The 22,535-nt window shown below is 66.3% G+C and carries 20 protein-coding genes; 5 read left to right on the forward strand and 15 right to left on the reverse strand.

Annotated features, from left to right (window positions below):
* Positions 1–4 precede the first annotated feature (4 nt).
* The 11 genes from fabD to ACFC4D_RS09755 all read right to left on the reverse strand — a co-directional run bounded on the left by fabD (position 5) and on the right by ACFC4D_RS09755 (position 13,337).
* Positions 5–898, reverse strand: coding sequence for an ACP S-malonyltransferase (fabD, locus tag ACFC4D_RS09705; protein WP_376062397.1), 894 nt, complete (start codon positions 896–898; stop codon positions 5–7).
* Positions 895–1,611, reverse strand: coding sequence for a hypothetical protein (locus ACFC4D_RS09710; protein WP_376062398.1), 717 nt, complete (start codon positions 1,609–1,611; stop codon positions 895–897). The genes fabD and ACFC4D_RS09710 overlap by 4 nt, the downstream gene beginning before the upstream one ends.
* Positions 1,604–2,407, reverse strand: a complete 804-nt coding sequence (locus ACFC4D_RS09715) for an aminotransferase class IV (RefSeq protein ID WP_376062399.1) — start codon at positions 2,405–2,407, stop codon at positions 1,604–1,606. The genes ACFC4D_RS09710 and ACFC4D_RS09715 overlap by 8 nt, the downstream gene beginning before the upstream one ends.
* On the reverse strand, positions 2,400–4,493 hold the full coding sequence (pabB, locus tag ACFC4D_RS09720; protein WP_376062400.1) for an aminodeoxychorismate synthase component I: 2,094 nt from the start codon (positions 4,491–4,493) through the stop codon (positions 2,400–2,402). The genes ACFC4D_RS09715 and pabB overlap by 8 nt, the downstream gene beginning before the upstream one ends.
* A gap of 38 nt (positions 4,494–4,531) precedes the next feature.
* Positions 4,532–5,521, reverse strand: coding sequence for a diiron oxygenase (locus tag ACFC4D_RS09725; protein ID WP_376062401.1), 990 nt, complete (start codon positions 5,519–5,521; stop codon positions 4,532–4,534).
* 35 nt (positions 5,522–5,556) lie between these two features.
* The gene (locus tag ACFC4D_RS09730; RefSeq protein ID WP_376062402.1) at positions 5,557–6,921 is read right to left on the reverse strand and encodes an aldehyde dehydrogenase family protein; all 1,365 of its coding nucleotides are present in this window, start codon (positions 6,919–6,921) and stop codon (positions 5,557–5,559) included.
* Positions 6,921–8,024 (reverse strand): AMP-binding protein, encoded by a 1,104-nt coding sequence (locus tag ACFC4D_RS09735; protein WP_376062403.1) that lies wholly within the window; start codon positions 8,022–8,024, stop codon positions 6,921–6,923. The genes ACFC4D_RS09730 and ACFC4D_RS09735 overlap by 1 nt, the downstream gene beginning before the upstream one ends.
* A gap of 77 nt (positions 8,025–8,101) precedes the next feature.
* A complete protein-coding gene (locus tag ACFC4D_RS09740) occupies positions 8,102–8,464 on the reverse strand; it encodes a nuclear transport factor 2 family protein (RefSeq protein WP_375953098.1) in 363 nt (120 codons plus the stop codon).
* A 50-nt stretch (positions 8,465–8,514) separates the two neighbouring features.
* The gene (locus ACFC4D_RS09745; RefSeq protein ID WP_375953096.1) at positions 8,515–9,423 is read right to left on the reverse strand and encodes a fumarylacetoacetate hydrolase family protein; all 909 of its coding nucleotides are present in this window, start codon (positions 9,421–9,423) and stop codon (positions 8,515–8,517) included.
* A gap of 72 nt (positions 9,424–9,495) precedes the next feature.
* Positions 9,496–12,222 (reverse strand): AAA family ATPase, encoded by a 2,727-nt coding sequence (locus ACFC4D_RS09750; protein WP_375953094.1) that lies wholly within the window; start codon positions 12,220–12,222, stop codon positions 9,496–9,498.
* A 350-nt stretch (positions 12,223–12,572) separates the two neighbouring features.
* Positions 12,573–13,337, reverse strand: coding sequence for an SDR family oxidoreductase (locus ACFC4D_RS09755; RefSeq protein WP_376062404.1), 765 nt, complete (start codon positions 13,335–13,337; stop codon positions 12,573–12,575).
* Between the two features lie 112 nt (positions 13,338–13,449).
* Here ACFC4D_RS09755 and ACFC4D_RS09760 point away from each other — a divergent pair, with 112 nt between their 5' ends.
* From ACFC4D_RS09760 to ACFC4D_RS09770, 3 genes are all read left to right on the forward strand, one after another.
* Entirely contained in the window at positions 13,450–15,393 is a 1,944-nt protein-coding gene (locus ACFC4D_RS09760; protein ID WP_376062405.1) for a potassium transporter Kup, read from the forward strand.
* 175 nt (positions 15,394–15,568) lie between these two features.
* Positions 15,569–17,041 (forward strand): MFS transporter, encoded by a 1,473-nt coding sequence (locus ACFC4D_RS09765; RefSeq protein ID WP_376062406.1) that lies wholly within the window; start codon positions 15,569–15,571, stop codon positions 17,039–17,041.
* The gene (locus ACFC4D_RS09770; RefSeq protein ID WP_376062407.1) at positions 17,028–17,678 is read left to right on the forward strand and encodes a TetR/AcrR family transcriptional regulator; all 651 of its coding nucleotides are present in this window, start codon (positions 17,028–17,030) and stop codon (positions 17,676–17,678) included. The genes ACFC4D_RS09765 and ACFC4D_RS09770 overlap by 14 nt, the downstream gene beginning before the upstream one ends.
* Here ACFC4D_RS09770 and ACFC4D_RS09775 read toward each other — a convergent pair.
* Both ACFC4D_RS09775 and ACFC4D_RS09780 read right to left on the reverse strand, forming a co-directional pair.
* Complete coding sequence (locus ACFC4D_RS09775; RefSeq protein ID WP_376062408.1) at positions 17,675–18,364, reverse strand: hypothetical protein; 690 nt, start codon at positions 18,362–18,364, stop codon at positions 17,675–17,677. The genes ACFC4D_RS09770 and ACFC4D_RS09775 overlap by 4 nt on opposite strands.
* A 607-nt stretch (positions 18,365–18,971) precedes the next feature.
* Positions 18,972–19,490 carry a winged helix-turn-helix transcriptional regulator gene (locus ACFC4D_RS09780; protein WP_375953057.1) on the reverse strand — a complete coding sequence of 173 codons (519 nt, stop codon included), beginning with the start codon at positions 19,488–19,490 and terminating at the stop codon, positions 18,972–18,974.
* Between the two features lie 74 nt (positions 19,491–19,564).
* Here ACFC4D_RS09780 and ACFC4D_RS09785 point away from each other — a divergent pair, with 74 nt between their 5' ends.
* Together ACFC4D_RS09785 and ACFC4D_RS09790 are read left to right on the forward strand one after the other, a co-directional pair.
* Entirely contained in the window at positions 19,565–20,440 is an 876-nt protein-coding gene (locus tag ACFC4D_RS09785; RefSeq protein ID WP_376062409.1) for an SAM-dependent methyltransferase, read from the forward strand.
* Positions 20,428–21,048, forward strand: coding sequence for a TetR/AcrR family transcriptional regulator (locus ACFC4D_RS09790; RefSeq protein ID WP_376062410.1), 621 nt, complete (start codon positions 20,428–20,430; stop codon positions 21,046–21,048). The genes ACFC4D_RS09785 and ACFC4D_RS09790 overlap by 13 nt, the downstream gene beginning before the upstream one ends.
* A 3-nt stretch (positions 21,049–21,051) precedes the next feature.
* Here ACFC4D_RS09790 and ACFC4D_RS09795 read toward each other — a convergent pair whose 3' ends face one another.
* Together ACFC4D_RS09795 and ACFC4D_RS09800 are read right to left on the reverse strand one after the other, a co-directional pair.
* Positions 21,052–21,759, reverse strand: a complete 708-nt coding sequence (locus ACFC4D_RS09795; protein WP_376062411.1) for a hypothetical protein — start codon at positions 21,757–21,759, stop codon at positions 21,052–21,054.
* Positions 21,760–21,841: 82 nt separating this feature from the next.
* Positions 21,842–22,522, reverse strand: a complete 681-nt coding sequence (locus tag ACFC4D_RS09800) for a hypothetical protein (protein ID WP_376062412.1) — start codon at positions 22,520–22,522, stop codon at positions 21,842–21,844.
* Positions 22,523–22,535: the final 13 nt, after the last annotated feature.

Below are 22,535 nucleotides of genomic sequence, written 5' to 3' on the forward strand. Positions count from 1 at the left end.
TGGTCTACCTTTCGAAATTCCGCCGCATCTGGGCGAACATTCGGGTCAGCGTGTTGGAGTACATCTCGGTGAGGTGCACCCCGGGCGCCGCGAGCAGTGGATAGCAGGATTCGCCCCAGCGCACCGGATGATCGATCTGCATGGCCAGCAGCGTGCCGATGGTGTCCGGCTCGTAGGGGCGGGCGGTGGCATTGGCCAGGACGGTGCGGCGGGGCGGATGAAAGTCGGTGGCCGCCAACGCCTCGGTGAGTTTCATGCGCGCCGGTGTCATGTACCGGGAGTGGAACGGGCCGCTGACCCGCAGCGGGCGAACCATTTTCGCGCCCGCGGCCACCAGCGGATCGGTGGCCGCGGCGAGTTCGTCGACCGGTCCGGACAGTACAACCTGCTGCGGCGTATTGAGATTGGCGATATCGAGGCCGGTCAGCCGGGCCGCACCGAGGGTGTAGCCGATGGTGTCCGCGTCGAGTCCGACGACCGCCGCCATCGCGCCGCCGTCGATGGCGCTCATCGCCCCGGCTCGGGCCGCGACCAGTCGCAGCCCGGTCGCGAAATCGAAGACCTCGGCGGCGTGCAGGGCGTTGTATTCGCCGAGGCTGTGCCCCAGCACTATTCGCGGTGGCGGCGCGGATTCCAGGTGCGCCGCGTAGTGCAGCGCGTTCACCACATACAGTGCGGGCTGGGTGAATTCGGTGCGATCGAGTCGCCCGTCCGAATCGTCCGAGCACAGTGCCCGCACGCTGTATCCGAGAACGTCATCGGCCTGCGCCACCAGTTCGGGATAGCGGTCGAAGAGCTCACCGCCCATACCCGCCCGCTGACTGCCCTGTCCGGGGAACACCACGATGTTCACGGGATCGACCGTCTCGCCGAGCGATTCGCCCGGTGCGGTGCTCATTTGCCCACGTCCACGAGCAGGGCCGGGCGCACCCGGGTCGATTTGATACCGCGGTCGCGCCGTCCGAGCCGATGCCGCACGGTGCCGTGCAGCACGGTGCCCGAGGCGGCCTGTTCGCCGAGCAGCCCCTCACCTGGGAACAGCGAGAACGTCCAGCTGGCGCGGTTTTCGCAATCGGGCATCTCGGTGCCGCATTGCAGGGTCAGGGCTCCCCAGAGCTGGCGGATCATCAGATCGCGGGTGTCGGTGCCCTCGACCACGTAGAAGTCCGGATCGGCGTCCTCGGTGATATCGAGGTAGCTGCCCAGCGCGAGGCCCGCGGGGCCGACCAGCGATACGGCCAGGGTCCAGTCCGCGCCGGACGCGGCGACCGAAACCCCTTCGGGGAGTTTGTCATCCACGAAATCCGGTGTGGTGACCTCGGTCTGGTCGGCGCGCACCGCCGGATCGACCGCACCGCGCACATCGAGCCGGTCCGGATCCGGAATGAGCACCGGCCCGTAATCGACGGTATCGGCGAAGCGCGCCTTGGCGAATCGATCCCGCAGGGTATCGGCGAGCCGATGCGCCTGCTTCCAATCGGCGGCGCTGAAGGCCCCGCGCAGATACTTCTCATCCGGAATCGGCAGGCCGGCCGCGTGCAGGCCGTCTCGGACGGAGGCCAGCTCATTCCAGCCCGAGGCGGCGAGATCGGTCACGAATGGTTCACGCATGTTGTATCTCCCCAGGATATGGCGTCGCACGATCGATACGGGTGGCGAACCGGCCGAGCGCGTCCTGCCACTCGTCCCGTGCTCCCTCGGTCGATGCGGGCGCGGGATTGCCGGTCCAGTGCACAGCCTCCCGGATTCCATGCAGTGCGCTGAGTACCCACACCGGTAGACCGGTGATATCGGCCGGGCGGACCCGTTCGTATTCGACTGCGACCCCGCGCATTCCGGCGACGGCCTCGATCAGCTGACGGGTCACGCTCGGCAGCACCGGCGCATCGGGGTCGGGGAAGCACAGGGTGCCGTCCCGCCACCAGCCGATCGCGCTGAACGCGCCCTCGCGCAGATAACCGTCCGGATCCAGGAGCACCGGCTCCTCCGACCCGAAATGGGTGGCGATGCGGCGCAATTCGGCGAGGCGGCCCTGATCCGGCCCCTTGATCCGCGGTTCCGCTCGTGGGTCGGGCACCGTCGCGGTCCACAGTCGGACCGTGTCCGACAACTCCGGCGCACGGCGCACCCGCAGGCCGAGATCGCCCAGCCGGGAGCATTCGATGCGCGGGAACCAGTGCCCGCCGGTCGGGAGCATGTCGCGCATGCGGAGCAGGAAGGCCGCGATCGTCTCCTCCGGAATGTCGTGCCGGCGCGCGACCGAGGCGGTGAAGCGTTGTTCGTGCAGTTCCAGACAGCGCACCCGGCCATCGACCAGCAGCCAGGAATCCATCACGTCCGGACCGTCCAGACTCGGGGCCGGGACCAATTCGCCGGTATCGGGATCGAACAGCGTCAACTCATCCACGGGGACCGTCTCCCGCCGCGACGGGCTGCGCCGCACCGAAAACCCGTACCAGTGCCGCCGCTTTGAGCAGCATCTCCTCATATTCGGCGGTGGGATCGGAATCGAGCACGATCGCGCCGCCCGCACCGATCAGCAGTTCCTCACCGACCCGCACCGCGGTGCGAATGACGATATTGAGATCCGCCGTACCGCCCTGGCCGAGATAGCCGAGCGCACCCGAATAGACCCCGCGCGCTTCGGTTTCCAGAGTGTCGATGATGTCGGTGGTGCGCAGTTTCGGCGCACCGGTCATGGATCCGCCCGGGAAACAGGCGCGCACGCAGTCCAGTGCGCTCACTCCGGCGGCCAGTTCACCGCGGATGGTGGAGACCAGCTGATGCACGGTGGCATAGGTCTCGGTGGCCATATAGCTGGGCACCGACACCGAGCCGATGCGGCAGACCCGGCCCAGATCATTGCGCAGCAGATCGACGATCATCAGGTTCTCGGCCTGCGTCTTCGGATCCGATTGCAATGCGGCGCGCAGGGTTTCGTCCTCGTCGGCGGTGAGGCCGCGCGGGGCGGTGCCCTTGATCGGTTTGCTCTCCACCACGCCGTCGCGATTGATGCGCAGGAATCGCTCGGGCGAGGAGCAGAACACGGTGACATCATCGGCGCGCAGGAAGGCGGCGTAGGGGGCCGGATTGATGGCGCGCAACCGCAGATACGCCTCGAGATCGCTGTCCGCGTCATGTGAGATCGCGGGCAGGTGCAGCATATTGGTGAGGCAGACCTCGTAGGTGTCACCCGCGAGCAGCCGCCGGTGGATTTCGTCCAGCGCGGCGAGGTATTCGGCGCGCGGGCGGGCGTACTGTTCGACGTCGGCGAATTCGACCGCGCCCAGCACGGTGTCGAGGTCGATATCCGCACCGCGCGGGTCGATGGTGGGCGCGGACCGCAGCCGGTGCGTGGTCTCAGCCAGCCACCGCTGTGCCGCAGGGGCATTCGCGGGGGTGGCGATCGCCACGATGTAGGTCTGATGCCGCTCGTGATCGATGACGACCAGGTGATCGGCGCGGATCCAGAGGGCGTCCGGGGTCTGGGCGCGGTGGTCGGCGTTGAGACCGCATTCGGATTTCAGTTCGTAGCCGAAGTAGCCGACATAGCCGCCGGTCAGATCGAAGGGCAGTTCGTCGGCTCCGGAGACGGGAATGGCCAGGCGGCGTTCGAGCGCGTCGAAGATGGTCCCCGATTCGGTATGCGATCCGGTCTCGGTGAGCACCCGCACCGAATCGTCATGCACTCGGGCACTGAGTGTTTCGCCCGCCGCGCCGAGTTGCGCGCCCAGGAAGGAGAACCGTCCCATACCTTCCACCACCCGCGCGCTGTCCAGCCAGAACACCCGCCGCTGCGAGCCGAAGACGTCGCGCGCCACCGTGATCGGGTCGACCTCATGATCGAGCCGCAGCCAGTCCGCGTGTAATCCGTTGTCGGCGCGAGCTTCTCGGACCTCGATGGCCTCGGACGCCGATTCGCGGGCCAGGCGCAGGAAGTTCGAGATCAGCTCGCGCCCGTTCTCGGTGGAGATGGACTCCGGATGGAACTGCACGCCCCAGCGCGGCAGCGTCCGATGCCGCAGTCCCATCACCACCCCGTCCTCGGAGGTCGCCAGGCTCAGCAGCTCCGGCGGCAGCGGTTCGGGCACATGCAGCGAGTGATAGCGCACCACCTGGAATGGATTCGGAATTCCTTCGAAAAGGTCCTCCTCGCAATGCCGGACGACACTGATATGCCCGTGCCGAGCCCGGGGCGCGGATTCGATTCGGCCGCCGAAGAACGCGCCGATGCCCTGATGTCCGAGGCAGACGCCGAGCACCGGCAGATCCCGGCGGCGCAGCAGGGTCGCGCTGTGCCCGAAATCCTCGGTGTGCTGCGGATTTCCGGGCCCGGGGGAGATCACCGCGGCGTCGAATTCGTCGAGATCCAGATCGTCCCAGCGCGGATCGTCATTGGTGATGACCGTGGGCGGTACCCCGGACGTCGCCGCGATGAGCTGGAATAGGTTGTAGGTATAGGAATCGTGATTGTCGATCAACAGCGTTCGCATGGTGACCAGAAACTCCGAACCATTTTCTCGAGGGAGAACTACTGGGAAATCGTGGTGGACCAGTCGAATGGCAAGGCGTCGACTACATCCCACGACTGACAGAGTTTCCGCAGACCACGGAAGTCCTGAAGGATCCGCTGCCGGTTTCCGGCCGCACGCACATCGGCGATGATGCGGTCGGCCTCGGGAATACCCTCCCGCTGCAGGACCGCGGTCCAGGTGGTGAAATCGGTGGCCGCGAACGCCTCCATGGCCCGGGCCATGCTGTGCAGCAGCGTCGTTCGATCCGCGGGGGCCAGATCCTCGAAGACGATGGTGGCCAGTTCGGCCGCCACCGAGGAGTGGCAGTACTCATCGCGGCTGTGCAGTTCGGCGGTGGTCCGGTTGATCGGCTGGATGGTCTTATCGCCCGCCACCAGCTCCAGGAAGGCATTGATGGAGATCTCGGCGACGGTCATATAGCCCAGCCCGGTCAGTGCTCGGTCGCGTGCTGAACCGGCCTCGTCCAGGGCTCGGGCGTGCGAGCGGACCTTGTGCGCGAGCGGCAGATCGCGCTCGGGCAGATCCCAGCCGCGGCCGGCGCGGGTGGCGGCGCTGGCATTGAAATGCATCAGCGTGTGGTACTGCTCGTCCACCATGGCCTGGGTGGCGGCGACGGTGAGTTTATCACCGAGACCGGTGCCGAAGGCATCCTCGGCGAGCACCGCGAATCCCGGATTCACCACGTGCTGTTCGATATCCATCACATTCTTGTTGAATGCGATCCAGCCCCAGGCGTGCAGGCGGCGCTGGGTTTCCTCGGGGAGCCGCAGATAGTCGGGGTGATCCCGGAAGGGCAGCAGGGATTCGGGACAGTCGAGCCGATCGGGTTCGAAGAATTCGAGCAGATCGGATTCGGGACGTTTGACCGCGGCTCGTTTACCCCAGTTTCCGGAGAGTCTGGTGATGACCGCGTTCTCGATCGGTACGTCGGGATCGTGCAGGGGTAGATCCGGTGGGCTGATCGGCGGCCGATGTTCGATACTCACGGCCACTTCCTTTCATGCATTCATACTGGATGCATTCACGAAATGAATTGCCGCGCCACAGCTTTGGAGCGCATGAGAAATTCGCCGAGGAATCCGTCGTGCGGGACGCCGAATTCCACTCGATAGGTCGGCACGCGGCCGAGGTAGACATTGCGAATCGAGGGATCATCGACCAGGGCGGTGATGAGCTCCTCGTCATCGGTGACCGCGCTGACGACCAGGCTGTCGGTCAGGACCGACGCGTCGCCGGGTGTCCACGGCAGCACCCACCCGCAGGGGTAGGGCATTTCGAGCCTGGCCTGCGGTGCGTCGGGGAGATCACAGGCGTACACGGTCGGGCGCAACACCACGCTGCCGTCGCCGAGCGAGGTGACCGTGTTCTGTTCCGGCAGCATGGCGGTGGCGGATCCGACCTGGCTCCGAACGTACTGCGCCACGGCGTTTCCGGCCGATTCGGTCCAGCAGGGCAGCACCGCGGCCGGATCCTCCGGCGGGAGCGCGGGCAGTTCGGCGAGCAGTTCGGCGATCCGCCGGGCTACCTCGCCATGGTCGTGTTCGACGTAGACGGCGGTCGCGTTCACGCACGCCGTACCGCCTTGGTACGCAATGGAATCCGCGGCGAAGCGAATATCCTCGTCGGTCACCGTGCCGGTGAGCAGGACCTTGGCGCGGCCCGGTCCCTGCGGTAGTACCGTCGGATCGTCACGATAGCGGTTGACCACATCGTCGCCGCCGTAGACCAGGCCGAGATCGGCGGCCGACAGCATGGATCCGGCGATTTCCTGTCCACCGGGCAGCAGTGCGATCTCCGGACCGGTGAATCCCGCTTCCCAGAGCGCGGATACCAGGCGGTGCGGGGTGAACGGTTCGCGCCGCGACGGGCGCACCGCGACGCCGTAACCGAGTGCGAGCGCCTCCAGCCACAGCGAATGCACGCCGGGGTGATTGCCCGCGGCATTCACCGCGAGCGAGCGGCCGCGCCTGGTCCATACGGCGCTGGCATCGGCTACCTCGCTCCAATTCGCCCGTGCCCGAGTCGGCATGGCGGCATAGGCGGTATCGACCGCGCGGGTCGCGGCTTCGGCGATGACATCGGCGGCGGCGCGCACCACGCCGATCGGCAGACCGGAGACGACCGCCACCAGCTCGTGATACTCGGCGGGGGCGATTCCGGCAATGGTGCTGTCCCGGAAGAGTTCACCGGCGACCGCGAGCATCTTGGCGCGCTCATCGAGTGACCGAGCCGTGTGCGTGCCCGTCTCCGCCATCGAGCGCTTCACGAAAAGGTCCGGCACCAAACCCAATTCGGCTCGCACGGTGCCGCGTACATCGGTGATCTGCTCGCGCCGGATCGGGCTGTACGCTCCCCGGCTTCCCAGCGCGCCGAGTACGGGCACCATCAGTACACGCCCTCGATGACGGTCGCCTCGTCGAACGACTGCAGCGGCTGGACATCGGCGACCGCGTCACCGGGCATTCCGGGGCGCGCCTCGAAACGCAGTGCGGTATCGCGCTCCGGATTGTTCGGCAGGAACATGCCTTTGGAGACCAGGTTCATCACGACCTGGCCGCGTTCGCCGTAGGGGACCGGTTCGCCGCTCTCCTGGTCGATGACATTGAAGGAGATGAACGGGCCGAGCGGATCGAAGATGCAGGGCTCGTCATCGGCCAGGCCGATGCGCTCCATCGAACCGCCGCACACCATGGTGCTGCCGTAGCCGCCCTGGAGCGTGATGCCCGGGAACACCTCGGTGCGGAACAGATGCCGGGTGTCGGCGTCCATATGCATTCCGCCCCACTGGATGTACTCGACCTTCTCGGTGATCAACTTCGCCAGGCGCGGATCGGCGGCCAGCCGCTCCAGCAGCGCGGGCGTGGTGACCATGACGGCGATGTCCTGGGTTTCGAGCAGATAGCTCGCCTGCTCGACCAGATGCGCGGCGTACTGCCCCGCACCCTCCATATCGCCTGCGGCAATGCGCTTCTTGACCCAGCGCGGATCCATATCGATGGTGAACAGCAGTCCGCCGCCGCGATGCGCCTGCTCCTTGAGGGCCGCGCCGAAGATATGCGGGCCGGACGGCATGATGCCGAGCCAGTTTCCGCCCGGCTGCTGGCCGCGCAGCTGGAACTGCTGCTCGCTGAAGGCGATCCAGCGATCGAGCCACTCGTTCGTGCAGATGACCCGCTTGGGCGAGCCGGTGGTGCCGCCGCTCTCGTAGACGCCGTAGACATCGGCGGCGGTGAGGCCGCGCGGAATCAGATCCTCGGCGGGGACATCACGCAGTTCATTGATCACATAGGGGAACTTTTTGAGATCGGCGAAAGTGGTGATCTCCTCGATCGGATCGAACCCCAATCTCGGGCGGCGATCGAGCCAGAATCGGGAACCGGTCTCCGGATCGAAATGCCAGCGCACGGCTTCCCGGAGCAATTGATCCGCATCGGGATACTCGCCGATCGGGCAGTCGAGGGCGGAGCTTTCGACTGATGAAACAGACATGAAAATTAATCCTCTGAAGGGTATGGCTCAGCGCCGGCGCGGTCGAACCGCGCCGTTGCCGAGAATGCGAATTCAGGCTATTTGTTTGCGGCAGTGGAGAATTCGATGACCAGGTGCGGATCGTAGAACAGCTCCGCCTTGTGGATGATCCCGTCGCGCACCGTGAGCAGTTCCGCGGCGCTGGTGGTGCCCTCGACGCCGGGCAGCTCCCATTCGACGATGGTGGTCACCGCACCGGGGGCGACGAACTGCTCGCGAACCCGGAAATCGACTGCGGCGGGGCCGAATTGCGCCGCCATGGCCTGTACCTGTTCGCGGCCCTGGAGCGTGGCGACCGGGCTCACGAAGAGGAAATCGTCTGCCAGCGGGACCTTTCCGAGGTCGCCGCCGAGTTCGGTCCAGGCCTGGTAGTAGCTGTCGACTGCTTCATGATCCTGCATGAGTCTTCCTTCCATATTCGTGAATATTTCCGGTTGCCGAGCATTTTTCACTACGCGCGTTTGAATCTGGTGCATTGCCGACCGAGAGTCGTTGTCACCGCTTCGATTTCATCGCCCGGCACCAGCCAGTGCCCCCGGCGGGTGCCATTGCCCGACCGGCTCCCGGTCAGCAGCACATCGCCGGGCAGCAAACGGGTCAGATGTGAGGCGTGCGAGACGAGTTGGGCGATATCGACGCATCGGTATTCGGCGGTATGCGGCAATTCCTGTCCGTTCAAACGGACGGTCAGGCGCAGCCGCTGCGGTTCGGTGAGGAAAGCCGCCGGGACCAGGTACGGGCCCAGCGGGGTGAATCCGGGAAAGTTCTTGCGCCGCAGCCAGTCCGGATCCGGTCGGCTCGGATCGGACCGCGCGTGCGGATCGTGCGCGGTGAGGTCGTTGGCGATCGTGTAGGCGGCGATATGGTCCAGCGCCTGGTACGGCGCGACCTGGAAGGTCGGGCGGCCGATGACCACGCACAGTTCCAGTTCCCAATCCAGCTGCGCCGCCCACGCGGGGATCGCGACGACATCGAAGGGACCGGTCAGCGCCGAGGTCAATCCGGGTACCAGGGCGGGCTCGGGTGCCCGGGCCCGATCGTCGTCGATCTGGAAGACCTGACGGGGTTGCACCGGCGGATACACCCGGACATCGTCGGCATCGAACCAGTCGTAGTGCGTACGGCGGTCGACTACCGCGCTCAGCAGTTCGAGCGACTCGTCCCAGCTCTCGAGCAGGCCGCGGATCGACGGCCGGTCGATCGCCGTCTCCCACAGTTCGGGCACGAACCGCAGATCCAGCACCGTCCCCTCGGCCAGCAGCCCCGGAAACGGGCGGTCACCGGGAAAACCGAAGGTACCCAGTGCGAATGGTCCCGCGACGTGGTCGCTGGTCCAGTTCGTATCGCCCGGGTAGGTCATACCTCGACTATTGCCGCATCGGGCGGGCGGGTCATCACCCGGACGGGTGAAAGGGGCTACGGCCCGTCACCCTCACACCTTCACCCTCGCACCGCTGACCAGGCCGAGGGCGCGACTGCGCTCGATGGCCGCGATGCGCGAGGTGACGCCGAGCTTGCGATAGACCGCCTGCAACTGCGATTTGACGGTGTTGACCGAGACGAAACGGCGCGCCGCGATCTCCGCGTAGGTCAGCTCCGCGGACAGATACGGGATCAGCTCCGACTCGGTCTGGGTCAGCGGTTCGATGGGCGCGGGCGGGCTCTGCGGACCACGCGCGGCGCGCGCACCCGTCTGAAGCGCCGCATTGCGGTCCAGGGCGGCGTGCACGGCTGCGACGAACGGCGCGTGCACCTCATCGGCCGCGGCATCGTGCAGCAGTTGCTCACAATCGGTGCCCGCGCCCTCGATCAGCGTGCGCACCATGAACTGTGGCGCGGCCAATTCGAGCGCGGTGCGGGTGTGCTGACGGCTCTCGTCGAGGTCACCGGTCAGGCGCAGTGCGCGAGCGATGATCAGGTGCAGTTTGAGGGTCGCCTGCAATGGGCGCTGGGACGTGTTGTGCAGCAGATCGTTCGCGGTGTCGTGCACCAGGTGCGGGTCCGCGCCGTCTTCGCAGTCGAACCAGACCTGTAGGCCCCGGTGCATCGGGGCGTCACCGATGAGGCGGTGCAATTCGGACAGCCAGCCGTGCGCGCCGCTCAGATCGCGATTCATCAGCCGCAATCGGATCTGCTGTCCGGCGACTCGATGCCGCACGAATTCGGGCAGGCCCGCGCGGGTGTCGATACCCATCACCTCGTGCAACACCTCGAAGGCCTCACCGACCCGGCCCTGGAAGAACACGCTGCGGGCCAGGCCGAGCATGCCCCGGGCGCGGATCGGCACCCGATCCGGCACCGGGCCGACCGCGGCGGCGATCCGGAATTCGCGCTCCGCGCCGACGAGATCGTCTCGCTCGCACTGCAATTCGCCGAGTGCGACGCGGGCCTCTAGAATGGCGGGCTCATCGGACTGCCCGGCCTGCGCGGCGGCGGACAGCGATAATTCGGCGTATTCGCGTACCTGTTCGAGGTTTCCGAGATGGCTCAACACGGCTGCCTGTTTGCCCGGCAGTGTCACGAACGCGGGCGGGTGCGCGCCCTCGCGGGACCGGTCCAGTCCGTCGCGCAGAACTTCCAGTGCGGCATCGAAACGATCGATGCTGTCGTATGCCTCGGCGAGCGTCTCGAGCACGGTCAGGCGCGGCAGCGTATCGCGATGGCGGCTGGTCGCCTCGCGCTCATCGAGCACCCCTCGCGCGCGCTCACCCCAGATGATGGTCTGCTCCAGCGCGCCCAGGTTCCAGTACGCGACCGTGCGCAGCCAGCTCGCCTCCATGGTGAAATCGCCGTCGTCGCAGAGCTCTTCGGTGCGTTCGCACCACAGCAGCGCCTCGGCCGGGCGGCCCGCCCACAGTGCCGTGGAGGCCATTCGAATGGCCAGCGCGGGCTCGCGCTCGATGACATGGCGGGGCAGTTTCGCCAGCAGCGACTCCACCTCCGAATCGGGCCAGCCGGAATCCACCGTATCGATGATCTCGGTGAGAAGTGTTGCGGCGCGGGAGAAGTCGCGGGCCACCACGGCATGATCGACGGCCTCGGGCAGGCGGTGCTGATCGGCGAGCCAATCGGCCGCGCGCAGATGGGATTTGCGGGCGCGATCGGGCTCGGTGCGATGCAGTTCGCCCCTGAGAAATTCGCCGAACAGGGTGTGGAAGCGGTAGGACTCCTCATCGTCGAGAGCGAGCAGGAAACCACCCTCGGCCTCCAGCTCCCGCAGGATCGCGCCGCTGTCGGCCCGGTCGGTCACGGCCTGGCAGATATCGGCGGAGAGCACATCGAGCACCGCGGTATCGAGCAGGAAGTCCCGCACCTCCGGTGACCGGTGATCGAGGAATTCGTGGCCGAGGAAATCGGCCACATCGCGGGTGCGGCCGGTGAAGGCCAGCAGGAAGGCTTCCGGGTCCTGATGCGCGGCCAGGGCGCGCCCGGCCAGATGCAGTCCGGCGATCCAGCCCTCACACCGTTCGATGATCGATTCGGTCTGCCGCTCCGACAGCGACGGGGCTTGATCGGCGAGATAGGCGCGGGCCTCGGCGGAGGTGAAGGCCAGATCGCTCGGGGACAGTTCGGTGAGCTGTCCGCGCACGCGCAGGGTGGCCGCGCGCCGCAGTGGCGTCGAGGTCCGGCTGGTCACCAGCAGATGCATCGGGGGCGGCAGCACCTCGGCCAGATAGTCGAGCAGGGCCAGCACGTTCTCCCGGCGCAGATGGTGTGCGTCCTCGAGAATCAGCACCGAGCGTTGCGGCACATCGTCGAGGGTATCGCGCAGCGCGCGCAGGAACGCTTCCGGGGCCTCGCGGGAGGAATCGCGAATCTCCTTGTGCGCCAGTGCTTCCAGACTCGCGGTGCGCCGGGGATCCGCGCCGAGTCGCTCTACCGCCTCGATCAGGTGCCGGGCGAAGCGTCCCAGATCGTCATCGCGTTCGTGCAGGGTGTGCACCACCGCGCGCGGCCGGCGCGGTTCCGGCGTCTCCAGCCACTGCGCGATGAGGGTGCTCTTACCGTATCCGGGCGGGGCCACCACCGAGGTGACACGCCCGGCGAGCGCGGCCTGGAGTCGATTGGTCAGCCGCGAGCGCGCCACTGGCGGGGCCGCCGCGTGCCGGGGCCACCGTCGATTCGGCTCGCCCAGAGTGTGGTCGTCGGAGTCGATCATTGCGGACCAGCCCTAACCACCGCCCGCGACGTGCTCGGGCGGCTGTGTAATGGTGGGTCGTAATGGGGACGGCTGCATGGCGCCCTCGGGCAGAGCTTTTCGAGCGCGCCGGTCGCCAATGTACACGGGCAAGGCGAATTGCCGGGTTCGGGCAAAAGCGACCGCTCGTCCTGAAATCGATTGTCCAGCAGTCGAACTCCCGGAAATCCGCGGCGTTTGATGCCTCGCCGTTCGGGTAAGCGGCCGCCCCGTTCGCGTATGCGGGCGAGTGGCGGGCATGTTCGCTCCGGGGCCGTACATGATTCCGCCCCGCACCGAATCACGGTGCGGGGCGGGTGTTTTCGGCTCTGTCAGATACCGCCGGTAGCCAGTAGCCCGCCATCCACCCGAACGGTGGTCCCGGTGATCCACGCCGACTCATTCGACGCCAGGAACCCGATCAGCCCCGCGACATCCTCCGGCGACCCGAGCCGCTTCATCGGATACACCGCCGCCGCGGCCTCCTCATCCGCCGAGTACAGCGCATCCGCAAACTTGGTCTTGATCACACCCGGAGCCACCGCATTCACCCGGATCTTCGGCCCGAGCTGCCAAGCAAGCTCCTCGGTAAGCCGAATCAAAGCGGCCTTCGACGCGCCATAAGCGGCAATAACCCCGGTGGACCGCAACCCCGCAACGCTGGCCACATTGACCACCGCCCCACCGTTCTCACCCATCCAAGCCTTATAGGCTTCCTGCACATACCCCAGCGCCGCAACAACATTCACATCGAAGATCTTGCGCACCCCATCCAGGTCGGCCTCCATGAGCGACCCGTACACCGGATTGATCCCGGTGTTATTGATCAGCACATCCAACGACCCGAACTGCGCCACGGCAGCCGCAACCTGCTCCGCCCGAGCCTCGGCCTCCCCGGAATTCCCCGCCACCGCGACAACCTTGCCGGAGTACCCGAGCCCCCGAAGCTGCTCGGCCGCCTCCTCCAACGGCCCCTGCTTCCGAGCGGTCACCACAACATCGGCTCCCCGCCGCAGCAACTCCGAAGCCACCGCGAACCCGATACCCCGGCTCGCCCCGGTAACCAGCGCACTCTTCCCAACCAGATCTTCGCTCATGTGAAGGCACGCTACTTCAGTCGCTTGATCTGCGTGGCTTCGGCCCGCTCCGCCGCGTATCGCGGTCCTCACGGCAGGATAGGGGGCGCATCCGTACGCGAGGAGACCGTTGATGGCCGCAGTACCCGAAGTCAGTCCGCCGATACACGCGGGACACCGTAGTGCCGGGCCCGTGCGGGCCGCAGTGGTGGTGGGTGCGCTGGGGGTGGTGTTCGGGGATATCGGGACCAGTCCGATCTACACCATTCAGACGGTGTTCAATCCGAGTGATCCGCATCCGGTGCCGATCAGCACGGACAATGTGTATGGGGTTGTGTCGCTTATCTTCTGGTCGGTGATGATCATTGTCACGCTGACCTACATCACGCTGGTGATGCGCACTGACAATGACGGTGAGGGCGGGATCATGGCCCTGATCACCTTGCTGCGGAGGTTGGCGGGGAAGCGGGATTTGCGGGCGGCGGGGCTATTGGCCGGGGTCGGGATCTTCGGTGCCGCACTGTTCTTCGGGGACGGGATGATCACACCGGCTATCTCGGTGTTGTCGGCGGTCGAGGGGTTGAAGATCGTATCGCCGGGGTTCGATGATCTGATCATTCCGATCACGGTGGTGATCATCGTCGGATTGTTCTCGGTGCAGCATCGGGGGACGGCCGCGGTGGGGCGATTGTTCGGTCCGGTGATGATCGCCTGGTTCACCACGATCGGGGTGCTCGGGATCAGCGGTATCGCACGGCATCCGGAGATTCTGAAGGCGCTGTCGCCGACCTATGCGCTGGGATTCATGTTCGAGCACTTCGGGATCGCGTTCTTCGCGCTGGCCGCGATCGTGCTGGCCGTGACCGGGGCCGAGGCGCTGTACGCCGATATGGGGCATTTCGGTCGCAAGGCGATCACTCGCGGCTGGCTGGGGCTGGTGCTGCCCGCGTGCGCGTTGAGTTACCTCGGGCAGGGTGCGCTGATTCTCGGTGACGAGAGCGCGGTGGGCAGCCCGTTCTTTCTGCTCGCACCCGGCTGGGCTCGACTTCCGTTGGTGCTGCTGGCGACCGCGGCGACGGTGATCGCTTCGCAGGCGGTGATCACGGGGGCGTTCTCGGTGGCCTCGCAGGCCTCACAATTGGGCTACCTGCCGCGTCTGCGGGTGGAGCACACCTCCGAATCGACCATCGGGCAGATCTACGTTCCGCTGATCAACCGGATCCTGATGGTCGCCGTGCTCACGCTGGTGTTCACCTTCCAGAGTTCGGCGGCACTGGCGTTCGCGTTCGGAATGGCTGTGACAGCGACGATTTCGATCACCACGCTGCTGTTCTTCTATGTCGCCCGGGTCAAGTGGCATACGCCGCTGTGGCTGGTCCTGCTCGGCGCGATTCCGCTGCTGGGCATCGACGCGATGTTCGTGGCCGCGAATCTCACCAAACTGGTGCACGGGGCGTGGCTGCCCCTGCTGATAGGTCTCACCGCGTTCACCGTGATGATCACCTGGGCGCGCGGACGCGTAATCGTCACCGCCGCAAGGGAAGAGGTGGAGGGACCGCTGCGGGAGTTCGTCGACGAATTGCAGCAGCGCCGCCCGCCGCTGATTCGGGTGCCCGGCACCGCGGTATTCCTCAATCGCGGCAGCGAGACCACACCGCTGGCCATGCGCGCCAACGTCGAGCACAACCAGGTGCTGCACCAGCACGTGGTCGTGCTGTCCATCGATACGCTGCCGGTGCCCCGGGTGCCGGACGAACATCGCACCGAGATCGACGCGCTCGGCTACGCCGACGACGGCATCATCCACGTACTCGCGCACTACGGATACATGGAGCGCCCCAACGTCCCGCACGCCCTGCGCCTGCTCGACCCCGCCCGCACCGAAGGCCACCTCGATATCGACGGCGCCTCCTACTTCCTGTCGAAGATCGAATTGAGGAAAGGCAAGGCGCACACCATGGCTCGCTGGCGCAAGAGCCTGTTCATCGCCACGTCCTACATCACCACCGACGCCGCCGCCTACTTCGGCCTGCCCGGTCAGCGAACGGTGATCATGGGGGCGCAGGTCGAGGTGTAGCGCCTCGGATCGCACCGCCACCCGCCTCGCCGGCGCATTCGTGCAGGCATATCGCGATGGGTGATGCGCCGGATGCCGGGCGTGTGATCTGCCCCCTATGCGGAGCGATCGCTCCGCTAGAGGTGTTAGCTTTTGCCGGATGCGGAGTAGACACTCCGGTTCGGAGGAGTTGTTCATGGAAACCGCCCGTCGGGCGCACTATCGGGTGACGTTCGTGGTACTCGCGCTCGGCGTGGGCGCGTATGCCCTGTTGCAATCGCTGGTGATGCCGGTGCTGCCGACCATCCAGAGTTCGCTGGGCACCAGCCAAACCGATGTCACCTGGGTTCTCACGGCCTATCTGCTGTCGGCATCGATTTTTACCCCGATCATGGGCCGCCTCGGTGATATGCACGGTAAGAAGCGGCTTTTCGTGATCGCGCTGGTCGCGCTCGGAGTGGGTTCGCTGCTCGCCGCGCTGGCCACGAGTCTGTCCGTCATGATCGTCGCGCGAGCGATCCAGGGTATTGGCGGTGGCGTGCTGCCCCTGGCATTCGGCATCATTCGCGATGAGTTCCCCGCGCCGAAAGTGCCTGGCGCGGTGGGGATCATCGCCGCCCTGACCGCGGTGGGCTCCGGACTCGGGATCGTCTTCGCCGGCCCGATCGTCGATGTGCTCAGCTACCACTGGCTGTTCTGGATCCCGCTGATCATGATCGCCATCGGTGCGGTGGCTGCCTTCCTGGTGATTCCGGAATCCGAGCATCGCAGCGCGGGCAGGGTGAACTGGGGTACCGCGCTTCTGCTCTCGGGCTGGCTGGTCGCGCTGCTGCTGGCCGTGAGTCAGGCGCCGAGCTGGGGCTGGGGCTCGCCCAAGGTGCTCGGCCTGCTCGCGGTCGCGGTGATCATCGTGGTGATCTGGGTGATCGCCGAAACGCGCTCGTCCAATCCGCTCATCGATATGACGATGATGCGGATTCGCACGGTGTGGGCGGCGAATTTGGTGGCCCTGCTGATGGGCATCGGTATGTACGCGAATTTCGGCTTCCTGCCACAGTTCTTGCAGACACCGGCATCGGCGGGCTACGGCTTCGGCGCGTCGGTGACCCAGTCCGGACTGATGCTGCTTCCCATGACCGTCGGAATGTTCTTGCTGGGCTTGGCTTCCGGATCGCTGGCGGCGCGATTCGGTTCCAGGAACATCCTTTTCGCGGGGTCGCTGCTCGGCGCGGTGGGTTACTTCATGCTGGCGTTCCTGCATGACTACGAGGTGGATATCTATATCGCGATGGCGATTGTCGGAGTCGGTTTCGGGGTGGCGTTCTCGGCCATGTCGAATGTGGTCGTCGCCGCGGTGTCACCGGCGCAGACCGGGGTCGCCAGCGGGATGAACGCCAATATTCGGACCATCGGCGGTTCGCTCGGCGCGGCCTTCATGGCCGGTGTGGTGAGTATCGGGGCCTCGCCTTCGGGGCTGCCGAAGGAATCCGGGTATACGAACGGGTTCGTCATGCTCGGTGTCGCGGTCGCGCTGGCCGCCTTCGCCGCACTGCTCATCCCCGCGATCGCCCGCAACCCGGATTCGCGCCTCGAGGAGCCCGCCGAACTCGCCCATGGCGAATTGGCGCTGATCGCCGGCGGTACCGTGGTCGGCGATGAATCCGAATGAGCCCAAGGTATTGCGCCGCGATGCCGCGCGGAATCGGCAACTGCTCCTGGACGCGGCGGAGCAGGTTTTCGCCGAGTACGGGATGGACGCGGGCGTCGATGAGATCGCGCGGGTAGCCGGTGTCGGCATGGGCACGCTCTACCGCCGATTTCCCACCAAGGACGCGCTGATCAGCGCGCTGGTTCGCAAGGTGCTCGATGATTTGGTGGTCATCGCGAACACCGCCCGCGATCGTCCCGACGGTCGCGGGCTCGAGCAGGTGCTCTATCGCACCGGTGAGGTCATGGCCTCCCAGCGCGGCTGCCTGCCGCGATTGTGGAATGACGAAGAGACCCAATCGCTCAAGACCGAATACTGGCGCATCGTCTCCGAGCTGCTGATCGCGGCCAAAGCCGCAGGCCATATCCGCGCCGATCTCACCGACACCGATCTCGAAGTGCAGTTCTGGGCGATGCGCGGCGTGATCGAAACAACCCGCGGCGTCACCGATACCGCGTGGAAGCGGCAGCTGGCCTTGAGTATCGCCGGAATGCGGCCCGGGGCAGAGGAACTCGTCGAGGCGCCGCTCGACGGAGAGCTCGTGGAACAGGCCAAGAGCCGCTTGCAGGCGTCGGCGGGCATGATCTCGCCGCGTTAGGCGAAGATCGCGGGGTCGGCGTAGCGGGGGTCGCGAATGATCCCGACATGACCGGATTCGCCGGCTTCATCGGAGGATTCGTATGCGCCGGCCAGTTTGCTCACCAGGTCGAAGAACTGGCCTTCAGCCGGTTTGAGGGCCGAGATGGTTTCCGTGAGATCGGTTTTCGTGACGAAGCGGGCGCCCGATGCGCCGACCTCCAGGGTCGACAGCCAGCCGTTCCACTTGGGTTCGCGCAGCGCACAACTGGTTTCGGCCCAGAAGAGCACGGTGCTGTCGGTGGTGCCGGAGGTGAACCGGCCTGCCGCGGTGAGCATCAAAAGCGCTGTGTAGACATTCGATTCGCAAAACCCGAAGTGCATCAGATACGCCTCGAGCGCGCCGTCGCGATGGGTCAGAACGTAGGTCAGCCCATCCCCTTCCGCCGCGAAGCAGTCTGCGAAATACTCACGAGGTGTGACACCGACCTCGGCCTGGTCCCAATCCGCGACCTTGCCATCCCAGTACCAGCCGGTGAACATCTCGGCGGGGTTGGCGATTGCGCTGGGCTCCGGTGCGGGCGTTTCGAGCCAGCGCTCGAAATCCGCCCGGCTCATAGGAATTCGAGCAGCAACCAAAAAGCTGTCCGACACAACCAACCCCTCATCCATCACGAGAACGCTCGCCGACACGAGCTCGCCGACCACCCTAGGGCCACGGTGCGACATCTCGCAGTGATGGGCCGGTCGATATCCATCGCCACGGAGGCCGATGTGATGCCTCGTCGGACTCGGCTGGCCTGCGTGGTTGTCACGCCGTCCGACTATCGTGGAGATCTGCGATGTGGTGAGGAAGGGCTGACCGGGTGATGGCGATTCTGCGAGCGGGTGGGTGTGGTGACGGCTTCGCGTGAGATTCCCGATCCGTGGTCGGATGAGCGGGGGGTACAGCACTGGGTGCCCGCCCGGGGGTTGGCGAATGGGTTGCCGGCTCGGCAGTGGGGGATTCTCGCCGATCTGGAGGAGGCGCAGGTTTATCGGGTGTTGTTCGCGCTGACCGATGCGGGGATCGCGGGGTATGTGATGCCGGTGCGGGCGACCGTGTTGGAGCGCGGGGATCCGGAGGTTTTGTGGCGGCTTCGGGTTGATCTATCGCGGTATCGGGCTGCGGAGGATTTATTGATGGTGTTGTTGCGGTATGGGCGGCGGCGGTCGCCCGCGCCGGTGCAAGAAGTGCGGAAGCGCAGGCGTCGGCGGGTGGCGCTGGTTCGTAAGTCTGTGAGCGGGTAAGGATTTCGCGACGAGGTGGGATCGGCTACTTGGGGAGGGCGGCCTGGTAGGCGGCGGATAGTTGGGCTAGGACGCCGTGGGTGGGGGCGGGGGTGCGGGCCAGGTGGATGGTGCGGAGTTCGGTCATGAATTCGTCCCAGAGTGGGGGGCCGCCTTCGGCGAGCAGGAGTGCTCGGGCGGTTAGTTCGGGGGTGGTGTCGAGCCAGCGGGCGCCCCAGGCGCCCAGTTGGGCCATGACGGGGACGAGTTGGATGGCGGGCTCGGTGAGGTGGTATTCGACTTTTTGGCGGTGGCTGGGGTCGTCGTCTCGGGTGAGGAGACCGGCTTCGACGAGTTTGGCGAGGCGGGCGGCGAGGATGTTGGAGGCTATGCCTTCCATGGAGCGGGACAGTAGTTCGCGGAAGTGGGTGGTGTTGCCGAACATGATGTCGCGCAGGATGATCAGGCTCCAGCGGTCGCCGAGGAGTTCGACCGTCATATTGATCGGGCAGCCGGATTTTCCGGCGGGGACCGGGAGCTTGTCATTGGCAACTGGTTGCGGCATGGGATCAGTTTAGGCGGTTCGGATGGGTCGTGAATACCCTTGACCCTCGCACAAACAGAATCTATCTTCTGTTTATGCGGCCCAGCTTCACCGCGCAGACCATGGCATTGCAACGAGCCATGGAGACGGCGCTACCCGAACGATCCCGGCTATTCAGTGATCCGCTGGCCACGGCCTTTCTCTCCGGCCCACTGCGCGGTGCGGCGGCCCTGGTGAGGATGCCGCTGCTGGGGCGCACCGCTCCGCGGCTGTACGACCTGATCTGGCCCGGTCCGCGTCCGTCAGCGGTGGTGCGCACGCGCGTGATCGATGACGCCATCGACACGGCGGTGGCGGATGGGATCGATCAGTTGGTCATTCTTGGAGCCGGATTCGACAGTCGCGCATGGCGTTTGGAGTCGTTACGGCACACCCGCGTAATCGAGATCGATCGGCGCGAAACCCAGGAAATGAAAGTGGCGGCGTTGCGGCGGGCCCACGCGACAGTGGACTCGGTTCGCTTCGTACCGGTCGACTTCGAACGCGACGATCTCGAAAGCGCCTTGCGCACAGCCGAATTCGAGACGACGAAACCGGCATTGTTCCTGTGGGAAGGCGTCACCAACTATCTGACCGCCGAGGCCGTCGATCACACCCTCGATATCGTGCGCAGACTCAGTGCCCCGGGCAGCACGCTGGTTTTCACCTTCGTGCACGCGGGCGTGCTCGACGGCACCGCCGATTTCCCGGAAGCCGAACGCTGGGTGCGTAGCGTCGCCAAGGTCGGCGAACCCTGGACCTTCGGTCTGAACCCCGCCGAATTGCACGACTACCTGGCCGAACGCGGCTTCGACCTGCTGTGGGATGAGTCGACCGCGGCGGCGGGCCGCCGGTATTTCGCCCCGAGCGGGCGTGCGGACCGCGCATCCGAGCTGTATCGAATCGCGGCGGCGCGCACATGCCCAAGCTGACCGAACGCACGGCGCGGGAGCGCCGTCGCCGCATCCTCGACGCGGCGATCGAATGCTTCGCCGCCCGCGGACTGCACGCCACCACCATGGCCGATATCTGCCGCACCGCGAAACTGAGTCCCGGCGCGGTCTACTGCTGGTATGCCAGTAAGGAAGAGATCGTCGACGCGGTCGCGCGCGAGCGCCACGACCGCGAGCGGGAACTCCTCGAATCCGCACTCGGATCGGCGAATCCGAGTGCGGGCCTGCGCACGTTCCTGGACACCTATTTCGACTGGCTCGCCGATCCGGACGAACAGCAGCGCCGTCGGGTGGGCATACAGGTGTGGGCGGAATCGCTTGTCAATGAACGCTTTCGGCCCTCGGTGGACGAGGGGATCGGCCAGCGCGGCCTAGCCCTCGACGCGATCCGCGCCGCACAGGCCGAGGGCGTCATCACCGCCGCGGCCGACGCCGACGGCATCACCCGCCTGGTGCTGGCCATCATCCAGGGCTTCATCCTCCAGCAGGCGTGGGAGCCCGATATCGATATCGAGAGCTACCGCCGCGCAGCGGATCTGGTCGTCGGTGCACTCACCGGCAATCCCGAAGCGCGGCAGAGTGATTGAGCGTCAGTCGATCCGCGCCGCATCTTCGACACCTGCCCACCAGCGCTCGATCTCATCATCCTCGATGAACCACAGCGGCGGCCGATAGCCCTCCGGCAGGTCGAAGGACACCGCACCGGTGCGAACGGCGACGTCTCGAATAGCCGCGAGAGCGGGGATTTCGGGCGCGGGCTCCAGCCAGACCTCGTCATCGAGCAGCACCGAGTAGCCCAGTGCGTGCCAGAGCGCGATCAGTTCGATATCCCCGGAAACCGCTGCCGCGTCCACGATTTCGCGCACCACATCGAGCAGGCGCACCTTATGCGGCGATTCGGCATCCGCACCCGATATAGCGCCGCGCTCGATCATCGTGCGCCAGAGAGACGTTCCGGCATCGCAGTACAGATACGGCGGATCGACGTACCCCTGATCGAGCCAGGCATCGTCATCGCGGCCATCCTCATCGGGCTCGGCGAGCGCGGTGAATTCGCGCAATCCATCGAAAAACGCCCGCCGACTCTCATATTCGGGATGCGCGCTCAGCGCGAACCGAAAGCTGAACCCGTGTTCGAGCAGAATCTCCAGCACCCGGAACCGGGTGAAGGAACAATCCTGCCCCTCCTGAAATCGATACAGCGCGGCAATGTGATCCCGCAGGCGGCGTTCCCCTGCTACCTCATGCAAAGCACGGATGGACGATTCGACCAGATCCTCGATCAAGTGATTCGACATAGCCGATATCCGCCCATCCGTGTTCAGCGTGGAGACTGTACCGGCACGTTACGGCACCCGATCACCGCCCGGGTGGTCGCCGTCAGCGGAGCGCGAGCGGTTCGTATTCGGTAGCGGCGGGCGCTGTTTCGGCCGCCACCGGCGAGGCCGCACTGCCCGCCCCGAGCGCCGTGCTGCCGGTGGCAATCAGCGCCGCCAGACCGGTGCCCGCACCCGCGACGACCGGTGCGGCCGCCGCGCTACCCGCCCCGAGTCCCGCGCTACCCGTACCCGCCAGCGCCGCGAACGGCGCGACGGCCGTGCCCGCCGCCGCGAGTCCGGCGCTGCCGGTGCCGAGTGCCGCACTGCCGGTGCCGAGTACGGCCAGCGGTGTGCCGAGCCCACCGGACGCGGCACTACCTGAGGCTCCGAGCGCCGCACTGCCGGTGCCCAAAGCCAGTGCCGCCGCACCCAATAGATCGCCGACGGGTGCCGCCGCCGCGCTGCCCGCGCCCAGCGCCGCACTGCCGGTACCCGCCCCGGCCGCCCACGGCGCGACCGCGACACTGCCGGTACCGAGCGCGGCGCTACCGCTCGCGAGCAGTCCGGCGAAGCCGATTCCCGCTGCCGCACTGCCGGTTCCGGCGAGCGCGACGGGAGCCGCGACCGGTTCGAGCCGAAGGGGATCGCTGGTCGCCGGTACCGCCTGCGCGGTCATCGCCGCGGCGCTGATCGCGGCCATCGAGCAGGCCAGAACGAGGATGGTGGTTCGTGCTGCCGACATGGTGAGCGCCTTT

It is taken from the genome of Nocardia sp. NPDC056000 (genome assembly GCF_042269265.1).
Classification (GTDB): Bacteria; Actinomycetota; Actinomycetes; order Mycobacteriales; family Mycobacteriaceae; genus Nocardia.